This window comes from Cellvibrio polysaccharolyticus, from assembly GCF_015182315.1.
GTDB lineage: Bacteria > Pseudomonadota > Gammaproteobacteria > Pseudomonadales > Cellvibrionaceae > Cellvibrio > Cellvibrio polysaccharolyticus.
In genome coordinates, this window is sequence record NZ_PRDL01000001.1 from 831550 (window position 1) to 844746 (window position 13197).

Consider the following 13197-nt stretch of genomic DNA (forward strand, 5'->3'; position numbering starts at 1 on the left):
CTGCTACACACACACGTCCTGTGGTTATTTTTTTGATGGGGCCAACCGCGTCCGGTAAAACCGATCTGGCGATGGCGCTGCGTGATCACCTGCCGGTTGAATTAATCAGTGTTGATTCGGCGTTGGTGTATCGCGGCATGGACATTGGTTCGGCAAAGCCTTCGCTGGCCGAGCAGGCGCGTGCGCCGCATCGGCTGATTGATATCCGCGACCCCTCGCAACCTTATTCGGCGGCCGATTTTTGTGCTGACGCCGAACGGGAAATTGCCGACATTATTGCCGCCGGAAAAATACCGCTACTGGTTGGCGGCACCATGCTGTATTTCAAAGCGTTACTGGATGGGCTGGCAGCCATGCCAGAGGCCGACCCGGTGGTGCGTGCTGCCATTGAGCAGGACGCCGCGCTGCACGGGTGGCCTTATGTGCACGAGCAGTTGGCGCAGGTGGATCCGGAAATAGCGGCAGAAATTCATCCCAATCATTCGCAGCGATTAAGTCGGGCGTTGGAGGTTTATCGCGTCAGTGGCATCACCATGACCGAGCTGCGAAAAAAACAGCAACAACAATCGGTAGCGCCCTTTACCGAGCGCTTTAATGTGTTGCAAATGGCTATCGCGCCGCGCAACAGAAGCGTCTTGCATCAGCGCATTGAAGCGCGCTTTCTGAAAATGATGACGCACGGGCTGGTTGAAGAAGTGCAGCAATTGCACGCTCGCGCTGATCTTCATGCAGATTTGCCGGCAATACGAGCGGTGGGTTATCGCCAGGTGTGGGATTATCTCGATGGAAAAATATCGCAGGACGAAATGGTCGAGCGGGGTATAATCGCCACCCGCCAATTGGCTAAACGACAGTTAACCTGGTTGCGCGGCTGGCCTGATCTATACTGGTTGTACACTGACCGCGAGGATGGTATTTCACACTCTCATGAAGAAATTGTGGCTTATGCCTTGAATTTTGTTCGTGGCGGAGCCATATAATAGAGCTGTGAGAATCCTAGTCAGAGTTTCATACTTGCTCCACCCCCTTCCAACAGCATTCGGAAGACTTAGGTGGGTTACTTTTGTTATCTACATTGGAGAATAAACATGTCAAAAGGGCATAGTTTACAAGACCCTTACCTGAACGTCCTGAGAAAGGAACGTGTACCGGTATCCATTTACCTCGTAAATGGCATCAAGTTACAAGGTCAGGTTGAGTCATTTGATCAGTTTGTCGTGCTGTTGAAAAATACCGTCAGCCAGATGGTATACAAGCACGCTATCTCCACCGTTGTTCCTTCTCGTGCTGTACGCGTTCCTCTGCTCAATGCTGCAGGCGAACTCGAAGGTGAAGAAGACGAGCAAGCCGAGCAGTAATCCCTCGAGGTAACTACTTGTTTTTTGATCGCCCTGATTCAGGTGAACTGGCTGTGCTGGTTCACCTGAACGTCTCTTATGGCCAGGAATCCGAAGATCCTCGTGAATTCGAGGAGCTTGTGCTTTCCGCCGGCGGTGACCCCGTTGCATTTGTGACAGGTAAAAGTACCTCTCCCAATGCCCGTTTTTTCATTGGAAGTGGCAAGCTGCAGGAGCTGCAACAACTGGTTGCAGAGCTTAAAGCCGAGCTGGTCATTTTCAACCACACACTTTCTCCCAGCCAGGAGCGCAATCTCGAAAAAGAATTGCAATGCCGGGTGCTGGATCGAACCGGTCTCATTCTCGACATCTTTGCCCAGCGCGCCCGTACTTTTGAAGGCAAGTTGCAGGTAGAGCTGGCCCAGTTGCGCCATATGGCAACCCGGCTGGTGCGTGGCTGGACTCACCTTGAGCGTCAAAAAGGTGGTATCGGTTTGCGTGGCCCGGGTGAAACCCAGCTGGAAACCGACCGCCGTCTGTTGCGTAACCGCATCAGTATGATTGAGTCGCGCCTGAAAAAAGTACGCTCCCAGCGTGAACAGGGGCGCCGCTCGCGGCAACGCGCCTCTATTCCTACTGTTTCGCTGGTGGGTTATACCAACGCCGGCAAGTCCACCTTGTTCAACCGGGTGACCGGTGCGGATGTCTACGCGCAGAACCAATTATTTGCGACCCTCGACCCGACGATGCGGCGGCTGGATTTGCAGGATGTGGGCGCGGTAATTTTTGCCGACACCGTGGGCTTTATCAGTCACTTGCCGCACAAACTGGTTGAAGCATTTCGCGCCACACTGGAAGAGGCCGCCAACTCCACCCTGCTGCTGCACATTGTTGACGCCGCCGCTGAGGAGCGTCTGCATAACATTGAGCAGGTCGATATTGTATTGGGCGAAATTGGTGCTGAAGAGCTGCCGCAGTTGCGCGTCTACAACAAAATTGATTTGCTGGAGATGGCTCCGCGTATTGATCGTGATGATCGTGGCAAGCCGTTAGCCGTTTGGCTGTCGGCGCAAACCGGCGAAGGCAGCGAGCTTCTGCTGGAAGCTATTTCCGAATTGCTGGGAACAGAAATGGTGATTGGCACTCTGATGCTGACATCGGATCAGGCGCGATTGCGGGCGCGTCTCTATCAGCAACAGGCGGTTTCTGCTGAATCCTACCGTGATGATGGCGGTTGCAGTTTGACGGTGCGCATTCCCAAAAGTGATTTGTTGCGGGTACTGAGCAGTGAATCTATGGCGTTTGATGCGCTCGTTTGGGCCGAAGAAGGCGAATCGCAACATTAATTCCCACAATAATTGGTGGTTTGCGTCCGTGCTTTGTTAGAATCCGGCATTATCGTTTCAATGAACTGTGTTTTATAGAGCAGGGCGGTCAGGTTGCGAACCTGGCCGCCCTGCTGAACCTTGCGAAAAATTTGCATGGTCATCTGCCTCGCGGATGGCTTGCTCTACCATTTTTTGACTAGTGGAGATGTTGTATGGCCTGGAATGAACCGGGAGGTAATGATAAGGACCCGTGGGGTGGCGGTCGTGGTAAGAATGACGGCCCACCGGATCTTGACGAAGCGTTTAAAAAGCTCCAGGACAAGTTGAATGGTCTGTTCGGCGGCCGTTCAGGTGGTAAAGGCGGCGGCTCAGGCAGCGCTCCCCGTGGCAATCCCTGGCCGTTGTTTTCGATCATCGCTGTGGTCGCTGTGGTTATTTACCTGGCCGCCGGTTTCTATACCGTTGATGCCAAAGAGCGTGCCGTTGTATTGCAATTCGGTGCCTTCAAGGAAATCAAGGAAGAAGGTCTGAGCTGGAATGCGCCTCTGGTTACGCAAGTTTTCAAGGTTAACGTAACGGAAGAAAGTCAGTATCCGTCGCGCGCTTTGATGTTGACGCTGGATGAAAGCATTGTAGAGCTTCCGATCACCGTGCAATACAACGTACAGGATGTAAGAGATTACGTATTGAATGTACGCGATCCTGAAATCAGCCTGCGTCACGCGGCAGACAGTGCGCTGCGTCATGTGGTGGGTTCAACCGCGTTGAATCAGGTGCTGTCTGAAGGTCGTCAAAAAATTGCTGAAGAAGTCAAACTGCGTATTCAGGCCTATCTGGATGACTACGGCACCGGCATCCTGGTGCGTGACGTGAACATTCAGGAAGGTCGTCCACCGGAAGAAGTTCGCGCTGCGTTTGATGATGTTATCAAGGCAAAAGAAGACGAAGAAAGATTAAAGAATCAGGCGCAGGCCTATTCCAACGAAGTGATCCCGCAAGCCCGTGGTCGCGCCCAGCGTATGCTGGAAGAGTCTGAAGCCTATCGTGCCGAGGTGATTGCCCGTGCAGAGGGTGAGTCGGATCGTTTTGAGCGCTTAATGGCGGAATACCATCTTCAGCCGGCGGTAACCCGCGAGCGTTTATATATTGAAACGATGGAACGTGTGATGGGTAATGCGTCCAAAGTGATGGTTGATGTGCAGGGCGGCAACAACATGTTGTATCTGCCTCTGGATCGTCTGGTGCAGTCGGAGAACCGTCCGGCCCAGCAATCCTACCAGCAGTCGCAATCGGTCGTGCGTGAAGCACCGCGTGCGCTGGAGCAGACGCCAACCACCAGTATTCGTCGGGAGATTCGCTAATGAGTAACAGAGGTTTCTTCGGCGTTATTGTTGCCGCAATTATTTTGATGGTTATTTCCAGCAGCATTTACGTGGTTACCGAGTACGAGCGCGCGGTCGTATTGCGCTTCGGACGTCTGGTGCAAATGGATGTAGAGCCTGGCCTGCATTTCAAGCTGCCGGTTGCCGACAAGGTGCGTAAATTCGATGGTCGTTTGCTGACCGCTGATATGCGCCCGGAAAGCTTCTTTACGGTCGAGAACAAGCGTTTGATTGTGGATTCCTTCATCAAATGGCGTATCAAGAACGTAGAAAACTACTATAAGGCTACCGGTGGTGATGAGCGTGTTGCCGCAGAGCGTCTGGCATCGCGTGTTGCCGATGGTCTGCGTAACCATTTCGGTCGTCGCACCATGCATGAAGTGGTTTCCGGTCGTCGCGATGAGTTGATGGAAGAATTGACTCATAGTCTGAATCTGGTGACCGAAGATTTGCTGGGTCTTGAAGTTGTTGATATTCGCGTCAAGCGTATTGACCTGCCTACAGACGTAAGCGATTCGGTATATGCCCGTATGGCGGCTGACCGTGAAAAGGAAGCGCGTGAATATCGCTCCAAAGGTCAGGAGCAGGCTGAAGTTATTCGCGCCGATGCTGACCGTCAGCGTGCCGTGCTGGAAGCCAACGCTTACCGTGATGCCGAGCGTATTCGCGGTGACGGCGATGCAAAAGCTGCTGCTATCTTCGCTGCTGCTTATAGTCAGGATCCCGAGTTTTACGCATTCGTGCGTAGTCTCACTGCCTATAGCAATACCTTTAAAGGGCGTGAAGATTTGCTGGTGGTTGATCCGGACAGCGATTTCTTCCGCTACCTGAAAGACGCCAGCGGGAAAAAATAGCGCACGGTGGCTCATTGCCTGCAAAGTGTGTAAAATCCCGGAACCGAGCCAACTGGCTCGGTTTTTTATGAGCAAATGATGGCTCTAATGCCATTTGTCATCACCCGCCGGAATAGTTAATTGCTTTTGCTCACTGTTCATTGGTGTCGGGTTACTTTTGTTGAAATAAACCGTATCGAGTCGCTATGACTTATGCTGATCGCTGGTTATTGCCTGATGGTGTGGAGGAAATCCTTCCTGCCGATGCAAAACCGATAGAATTCCTGCGCCGACAGTTATTGGACTTGTATGGTGCCTGGGGATACGACCTGGTGATTCCGCCATTACTGGAATACACCGATTCCCTGCTTATTGGGCTCAGCAAGGATGTAGACCTGCTGACCTTCAAAGTGACTGACCTGTTAACCGGGAGAACGCTGGGTATCCGTGCGGATATCACCCCGCAAACTGCCCGGATGGACGCCCACAGTTTTACTCGTACCGGTGCCAACCGTCTGTGTTATGCCGGCCATGTCGTTTATACCAAGCCGAAAAATCCGTTAGCCACCCGTACGCCGATTCAGGCGGGCGTTGAGTTTTATGGTGAGCCGGGTATTGCTGCCGATATTGAAGTGGTGTCCCTGCTGCTTGAATCGCTGCGGGTCGCCGGTTTACCCAAGTTGCATATCGACCTGGGGCATGTGGGTATTTACCGTGCGCTGGTATCGGCTGCCGGGCTAAGTGCTGCACAGGAAGAGAGCTTCTTTGAACTGTTGCAACGCAAAGCAATGACCGAGATTCGTGTCTGGGTTGCCGAAAATATTCAAATTCCTGCTATTGCCGCTTTGTTTGTCGACCTGCCATTACTGGCCGGTGATAAATCCATTCTTGCGGTCGCTCGTGAGCGCTTTGCGGTGCTGGCGCCCGATGCTGTTGAGGCGGTTGATCAGTTGATCGCCGTGGCCGACACGATTGAAAAACGCTATCCGCAAGCGGTGATGTACTTTGATCTCGGCGAGTTGCGCGGTTACCACTACTTAACCGGTCTGGTGTTTGCTGCATTTGCACCAGGCTATGGCAACCCGGTTGCCAGTGGTGGTCGTTATGACCACATTGGTGAAGTGTTTGGTCGTGCGCGGCCTGCCACCGGTTTTGCGGTTGATATTACTGCGCTTGGCAAGCTGGGTATTTTGCCAGCCGCCAACTGTGGTGGTATTGCGGTAATCGCCAGTGATGACCCGGCCCAGTGGGCGGTCATTCAGCAGTTGCGAGCCAACGGCGAGCGTGTTGTATCGGTATTTGATAGCCAGTCATTGGCCGAGTCAGGTTGTGACCGCCAGCTGGTATCAACCGGAGAAACTTACAAGGTCGAGGCGCTTTAGCGTCCAAACAATTGGTCCGGTATTTTTGGTCTGTCCGGTGCCGTATTTTTTAACCAGGTTCACAGAGAGTTAATCCAAGTCATGGGCAAGAACGTCGTTGTATTGGGCACCCAGTGGGGTGATGAAGGTAAGGGCAAGATTGTCGATTTATTGACCGATCAGGTGTCGCTTGTCACTCGCTTCCAGGGCGGCCACAACGCTGGTCATACACTGGTGATTGATGGTAAGAAAACCGTATTGCACCTGATTCCGTCCGGTGTTTTGCGTGATGATGTGACCTGCCTTATCGGCAATGGGGTTGTGTTGTCACCCGAGGCATTGTTCAAGGAAATCGGCGAGCTGGAAGCCAAGGGTGTTCCGGTGCGTGAGCGTCTGCGTTTGTCTCCGGCCTGTCCGCTGATTCTGCCTTATCACGTTGCGTTGGATCAGGCGCGTGAAGCAGCTCGCGGCGATGCCAAAATCGGTACTACCGGTCGTGGTATCGGCCCGGCCTATGAAGACAAGGTGGCGCGTCGTGGTTTGCGTTTGAGCGATATGCTTAACCTTGACCGTTTCGCGGTGAAGCTGAAAGACGTATTGGCTTATCACAATTTTATGTTGACCGAGTACTACAAAGTTGCTCCGGTTGATTACGAAAAAACCCTCGCCGACTGCAAAGCCTGGGCTGTTCAGTTGATCCCGATGATTGCCGATGTGACCGAGTTGTTGCACCAGGCTCGCGAGCGTGGCGAAGGCATTCTGTTTGAAGGTGCACAGGGTTCGCTGCTGGATATCGATCACGGTACCTACCCGTTTGTTACTTCTTCCAACACCACCGCTGGCGGCACTGCTACCGGTTCCGGTTTTGGTCCGATTTATCTCGATTATGTTCTGGGTATTACCAAAGCCTACACCACGCGTGTTGGTTCAGGCCCGTTCCCTACCGAACTGGATTGTGAAATTGGCGCCTACCTTGGCGAAAAAGGCCATGAATTCGGTGCGACGACTGGTCGTAAGCGTCGTTGTGGCTGGTTTGATATTGTGGCGGTGCGTCATGCCAACCGTATCAACAGCGTTACCGGTATCTGCCTGACCAAACTGGACGTTTTGGACGGCCTTGAAACCGTAAAAATCTGCGTCGGCTACCTGGATATCAAAGGTAACCCTACCGGTATTCCTTACGATGCAGAAGGTTGGGCTGAAATTCAGCCGGTTTACGAAGAGATGCCGGGTTGGAAAGAATCAACCGTTGGTGCGCGTACTCTGGAGCAATTGCCAGCCAATGCCCGTGCTTACATCCGTCGCCTGGAAGAATTGACCAGCACGCCGATTGATATTATTTCAACTGGCCCGGATCGCATTGAAACTATCGTATTGCGTCATCCGTTCAGTGCCTGATTCGGTTTGACGCATAAAAAAGCCCGGCTTTTGCCGGGTTTTTTTATGCCTGAATATTGCTCGCGCAGATTGCGCTCTGCATGTTGCAAATGGAAAACTGGTCTTTTTTCGGCAAAGATTTGATATGACAAAACATGATTGATTTTGACAGCTGTTTTATTTTTTCTTAATAACAAGTGTTTGTTACAAATCGGTTTTTAATGATAAAGATGTAGTGTAGAAAATGATGGCTACTAGTATGCAAGGCTAGTAAAAAACGTCATAATCGGGCTTCAGTCAGCTTATAGTCACGTTAACAGTATGCTGTCGACTGAAGGCATGATTGTTCGAATAATAATTTATATAAATCGTTCGACGACCCTCTGCCACACAACAAAGCTCTACTTTTCCTGATCAATACAATAAAAAGGGGTTGGCTATGGCTTTCCATAAAAGACAAGTGCGTGGAATTTCACAACAAGCAGGTGTGTTTAAAAAGTCACTGTTGGCTGTTTGCGTAATGGCTATCGGTGCTCCTGTTTTCGCTCAAACAGATGACGCCGTAGAAGAAATTTTAGTGAGCGGTATGCGCCAGAGTTTACAGGGTGCGCAAGATATCAAACGAAATGCCAACACATTTGTTGACTCCATTACGGCATCCGACATCGGTTCGCTGCCTGATCGCAGTGTTCTTGAAGCGATGCAGCGTGTGCCTGGTGTGTCTATTGAGCGCTTCCAGGCCGCGGATGACCCGGACCACTTTTCGGTAGAAGGTTCCGGGGCTGTTATTCGGGGTATGTCGGCAACCCGCTCTGAATTTAATGGTCGCGATTCCTTTACCGCCGATTCCGGTCGCGGTTTATCGTTTCAGGATGTGCCGCCAGAGTTAATGGCCGGTGTGGATATTTATAAAAACCAGTCTGCCGATATGGTCGAAGGCGGGATTGGCGGTACGGTCAGTTTGCGTACCCGTAAACCTTTTGATACCCAGGGCATGATGGCCGCTGTGAACGTTGAGGGAACCTGGGGTGATATTGCGGAGAAATGGAAACCTACCGTTTCCGGTATTTTCAGCAACCGCTGGGAATCCGATGCCGGTGAATTCGGCTTTCTGATTAACCTCGCTCACTCCGAACTGGTGGGAACGTCACACGGTATTCAGTCCGATGTGTACAAACGTTACAAGGCCTCTGATATTGCCGGTGCGGAGAGTTTTGTGGGCGCCGATGGTAACGGCACCGTATGGATGCCCCAGGGCGCCAACCTGCTAATGAAAGAAGATCAGCGCGAACGTCAGGGTGCAGCGGCTTCTTTTCAGTGGCGCGATACTGATGAAAGATTTTTGTTAACCACCGAATATATTCGCTCCAATGCGAAACTCGACTGGTGGGAAAATGCCCTGAAATATCAGGGCGGTTATACCGATAGCGATTTGAACACGCGTCCCTTTGACGGCACTTCATTTTCTTTCAGTGACAATGGCTTGTTCCAGTCGGGTTTGCTCTCTCAGGCGAATAGCGCATGGCGTGCTACCAGTGAGTTGGGGCCGGATGGTTCCGAGCCTAATACGCGTTATCCAAACCCCTACAGTAATATTCCAACGGAAGAAGGCGGTATTGGTGGCAGACCTTATTTCGGTCACAAGCAGCAGTTGGATACCCGTGGCCAATCATCGGAAACGCTGGTCGAAGATTTCTCTGTCAATCTCACTATCAAGCCAAACGATGCATGGACATTTGAAGTCGATTTGCAGCATGTGGATGCTGAAACGCGTGTAGATGATCTGGTTATGCACCTCGGTGTTGCAGCGCTGCAGCAATATGATCTTTCCGGCAGCCTGCCTCATCTGACCTTGATTAACCCTTGGAATAATGTGCGGGATGAAAATCCCGGTGCCTACAACAACGGCGTTAACCGTCCGGGTTGGACCAATGATCCAGCAGGAGATAGCAACTATTTCAGTGATATCACCAGCTACTGGTACCGCTCGGCGATGGATCACTTTGAACGATCTGACGGTAAATCCGATGCTATTCGCCTGGATGTAACCCGTGATTTTGAAAACGATGGCCTTATTAAAAGTTTCAAAGCCGGTGTTCGCTGGGCTGAGCGGGACCAAACGGTTCGAGCCACCAGTTATGGTTGGGGATCTGTTGCTCCGGAATGGAGTTCGGGCCAGCTTTATCTTGATCATGTGCCCGATCAGTCAAATTGGTACAGCGCGGTAGATTGGTCAGACTTCCATCGCGGCGATGCGTTGAATATCGAAGGCGGAAATCATCTGTATTTCCTGAATCGTGATGTCGTTGCCTGGCACCGCGATAGCGGCGCATGTCCGGGCGATGCAGGTTTTGTTCAGATGTCCGGAGGAGGCGATTGGTCACCTTACAAATGCCGTGAAGGTGTAGACGGTCGCTATGGCATGTTCCTGCCCAATGAAATATCCAATACGGTGGAAACCAATAAAGCTGCTTATGTTCGCCTTGATTTTGCATCCGATGAATCTCAAATGCGCTACAGCGGTAACGTAGGTTTGCGATACGTTGAGTTGAAGCGGGAAGCGAGCGGTTATCTTACTTCTCCCTCTACTGATGAAGATTACATTACACAGGATATTCCGCCGGAAGTGTTGCAAGGTCGTGCTCTGACCGGTGCATCGGTAAAAGCCTATGCTGACGCGCAGGTTGCCGCTGGTGCCTATGACAGTCTCAATGCATTTTATAACGACACAGCAAACCGTTGGGTCGGTAATAACTTCTGGTACCTGAGTGATGCCGAGCGTAATTTTGTCACTACCGCATCAGGCAGACAGGTTGCGGTTGATGATTACAATGCATTATTGCCGAGTTTGAATCTGAAGTTGGAATTGTCCGATGAGCTGATTGGTCGTGCGGCGATCAGTAAAGCAATCGCGTTACCAGATATGGGTCTGGTTCGTAATAAAAGAGATCTGAGCGTCGATATTGACACCGTACGTGGGCAACCGACTGATCCTGATAATGCAGAAGATTGGGAGTCTGCTATTCAGTCTGCCAAAGTCGTCAACTTCAAAGGAGAAAGTGGTACACCTCATCTCAAGCCGATGGAGTCTTTGCAGTATGACTTGTCTCTGGAATGGTACTTTAGTAACACCGGGTCATTAACAGGTACATTGTTCTATAAAGATCTGAAAAACTTCTTTGTGAACGGTGCAAGTCTTGAGTCCGTAACCAACCCGTTGACTGGCGCAACGCAAGTTGTTGATGTGGTTTCCACACGGAATGGTGGCGATGGCACCATGTACGGTTATGAAATTGCCTATCAGCAATTTTTCGACATGCTGCCATCTCCATGGGATGGATTAGGTATTCAAGCTAACTACACATGGATTGAAGCATCGGGTGTTCCCAACAACGAGGAAGATTACGAAAACACCGATTGGACCGGTGGCGTAAATGATACCGGTGCTCGCGTAAATCTCGACACGGTTCCATTACAAGGCCAGTCAGAACATACCGCCAACCTGATATTGATGTACGAAAAAAGTGATTGGGCCGCGCGCTTGGCGTACAACTGGCGCTCCAAGTATTTGTTAACCACCCGTGATGTGATATCCAAATATCCGCTATGGAATGATGATGCCGGGTTCCTCGACGGCTCTATTTTCTATACCGTGAATGATCATATCAAGGTCGGTTTGCAAGTGACCAATTTGCTGGATACCACATCCAAAACCATTATGATTCTGGATGATAAAGGGACGGAAGCCGGTCGTAGCTGGTTTGTTCAAGACCGTCGTGCCACGTTGGTTCTACGGGCCACTTTCTGATAGTGTGATAACTGGTGCTTGAAATGCCGTAGTGCATAAAACCGGATTTGATTTTTTCAAATCCGGTTTTTTTTCAATTTTCCAAACCTTATATATTAAAAACCTTCCAGTTCTCCGCCATTTTTCCGGAGAGTTTATGTAGCGCATCGCTCAATTCCGCAGAGCTTCTGGCGTTCTCTTTCAGGCTGTTAATATCTGTATTCAGTGCATTGATATTGGTCGAAACTTCTTTGGCGACCATTTTCTGTTGTTCTGTAGCGGTGGATATTTGCATATTGACGCGAGCAATATCTGCGGTGGACTCGGCAATTTTTTCAAACATTTCATGATTTTTAATAGAAGAGTTCACGCTCTCTGATGTTTCTTTGGAGGCCTGCTTCATTGCGCTTACTGCCATGTTGGCTTGTTCTTGCAGGCGAACAATCATGGCACCAATGGATTCGGTGGCTTTTTTGGTGTTGGCAGATAAGGTTCGAACTTCATCTGCGACAACCGCAAAACCTCTGCCTGCGCTACCCGCTCTCGCGGCTTCAATCGCGGCATTCAATGCAAGCAAATTGGTTTGTTCCGATATTTTTCCGATAACATCGAGCACACCGGAAATTTTTCCGGAGTCCGTTTGCAGCTGCAAAATGACGTCGGTAGTCTGGTTGATTTTATTGGCAAGTGAATCGATGGTGTCCCGGGTTTTAATGGACTGCGCTTTGCCATGAATGCTCAGGTGGTGAGAGTCTTCAGCAGAAACAGCAGCGGTACTGGCATTGTTGGCAACTTCTTCTATAGCGCTTCGCATTTGTGACATGGCGGTGGCGAGAAATTCTGACTGCGCTGATTGCCGGGTAGCGCCTTCACTGACATTCTCGCTGATTTCATGCAGGCGGCTGACTTGTGCGCCGGTAGCCTCGGTGTTTTTCCCGAGCTCTGTCACCAGGTTCTGAAAATGTTGAATCATGGTGTTCAGCGCATTGGCTGCCTGAGCGATTTCATTTTTTCCTTGCGGTATTGCGCGCAGTGTGAGGTCAGAGCGGTCTTCAATATTGATTAGCAAATTTCTCAGCGCCAACAGCGGGCGGGTAATGGACTGTTGTACGCGTCGAATAAACAGCAGGCAGATTAACAACAATGATAATCCGCCAATGCAATACCAACTTAACAGGGTGGCAGTTAGCGCCGCCGCATCATCGCGAACATTCGCGGCAGTGGCGATTTGATGATTAATAAATTGGTCGCTTAGCGTAGCGAAGTGTCCCACCACCGCAGCAGAGTCGTTGTTGATGGTTGATTCATTGAGAATTTTCACCAGCAGCGCATCGCTGCCCGCGTAGCTTCCCCACTCTCTGTAAAGCCGAAGGCTTTTCTCAAAGGCGGTATCGAGGGCGAGATACAGTTCCTGATCGCCACTTGTCGGGCGCTGCTCCTGAAATGCCAGCCAGTGCGTGCTGGCGATGTTGAGTTTTTCTTCAAGGCCGGTGTGAGTGGCCTCTACCGAGACCCAGCCGCTGCGGTATTTGCGAATATCTTCACTCACCTGGTGTTGGAGTATGCGTTGGGCCTGCATCAGATCGGAAAGGATGATCAGGTGGTCATCGTAGAGGCGGTAGAACAGCGCATCTTTTTCACGGGCGGCGAGAAACGAAGCGACCAGCACAATAATCAGAAAAACAAGCGGAACGGCGCCAAGCAACAGAATGCGCAAGGCAATGCTGAGGTTGTACAACATGATTCATTTTCCGGCGAAGAGTGGCGCGTAAAATTGTATAAAAAGAGTGTG

The 13197-nt window shown here is 50.9% G+C and carries 10 protein-coding genes; 8 read left to right on the forward strand and 2 right to left on the reverse strand.

Annotated elements, in window-relative coordinates:
• The first annotated feature begins 35 nt into the window (after positions 1-35).
• From miaA to hflX, 3 genes are all read left to right on the forward strand, one after another.
• The gene (miaA, locus tag C4F51_RS03665; RefSeq protein ID WP_202987748.1) at positions 36-980 is read left to right on the forward strand and encodes a tRNA (adenosine(37)-N6)-dimethylallyltransferase MiaA; all 945 of its coding nucleotides are present in this window, start codon (positions 36-38) and stop codon (positions 978-980) included.
• Positions 981-1088: 108 nt separating this feature from the next.
• Positions 1089-1358 (forward strand): RNA chaperone Hfq, encoded by a 270-nt coding sequence (gene hfq / locus C4F51_RS03670; protein WP_193907264.1) that lies wholly within the window; start codon positions 1089-1091, stop codon positions 1356-1358.
• A 17-nt stretch (positions 1359-1375) separates the two neighbouring features.
• Complete coding sequence (hflX, locus tag C4F51_RS03675) at positions 1376-2683, forward strand: ribosome rescue GTPase HflX (protein WP_193907266.1); 1308 nt, start codon at positions 1376-1378, stop codon at positions 2681-2683.
• Here hflX and C4F51_RS03680 read toward each other — a convergent pair.
• Entirely contained in the window at positions 2680-2820 is a 141-nt protein-coding gene (locus C4F51_RS03680; RefSeq protein ID WP_193907268.1) for a hypothetical protein, read from the reverse strand. The two genes, hflX and C4F51_RS03680, sit on opposite strands and share 4 nt — an antisense overlap.
• Before the next feature lie 57 nt (positions 2821-2877).
• Here C4F51_RS03680 and hflK point away from each other — a divergent pair, with 57 nt between their 5' ends.
• The 5 genes from hflK to C4F51_RS03705 all read left to right on the forward strand — a co-directional run bounded on the left by hflK (position 2878) and on the right by C4F51_RS03705 (position 11426).
• Positions 2878-4026 carry an FtsH protease activity modulator HflK gene (gene hflK / locus C4F51_RS03685; protein ID WP_193907270.1) on the forward strand — a complete coding sequence of 383 codons (1149 nt, stop codon included), beginning with the start codon at positions 2878-2880 and terminating at the stop codon, positions 4024-4026.
• A complete protein-coding gene (gene hflC / locus C4F51_RS03690) occupies positions 4026-4901 on the forward strand; it encodes a protease modulator HflC (protein WP_193907273.1) in 876 nt (291 codons plus the stop codon). The genes hflK and hflC overlap by 1 nt, the downstream gene beginning before the upstream one ends.
• 185 nt (positions 4902-5086) lie before the next feature.
• Positions 5087-6262, forward strand: a complete 1176-nt coding sequence (locus tag C4F51_RS03695; protein ID WP_193907275.1) for an ATP phosphoribosyltransferase regulatory subunit — start codon at positions 5087-5089, stop codon at positions 6260-6262.
• Between the two features lie 81 nt (positions 6263-6343).
• The gene (locus tag C4F51_RS03700) at positions 6344-7639 is read left to right on the forward strand and encodes an adenylosuccinate synthase (RefSeq protein ID WP_193907277.1); all 1296 of its coding nucleotides are present in this window, start codon (positions 6344-6346) and stop codon (positions 7637-7639) included.
• A gap of 418 nt (positions 7640-8057) precedes the next feature.
• On the forward strand, positions 8058-11426 hold the full coding sequence (locus C4F51_RS03705) for a TonB-dependent receptor (RefSeq protein ID WP_193907278.1): 3369 nt from the start codon (positions 8058-8060) through the stop codon (positions 11424-11426).
• Positions 11427-11514: 88 nt separating this feature from the next.
• Here the strand turns inward: C4F51_RS03705 and C4F51_RS03710 are convergent, their stop codons facing one another.
• Positions 11515-13146 carry a methyl-accepting chemotaxis protein gene (locus tag C4F51_RS03710; RefSeq protein ID WP_193907280.1) on the reverse strand — a complete coding sequence of 544 codons (1632 nt, stop codon included), beginning with the start codon at positions 13144-13146 and terminating at the stop codon, positions 11515-11517.
• Between the last annotated feature and the right edge of the window lie 51 nt (positions 13147-13197).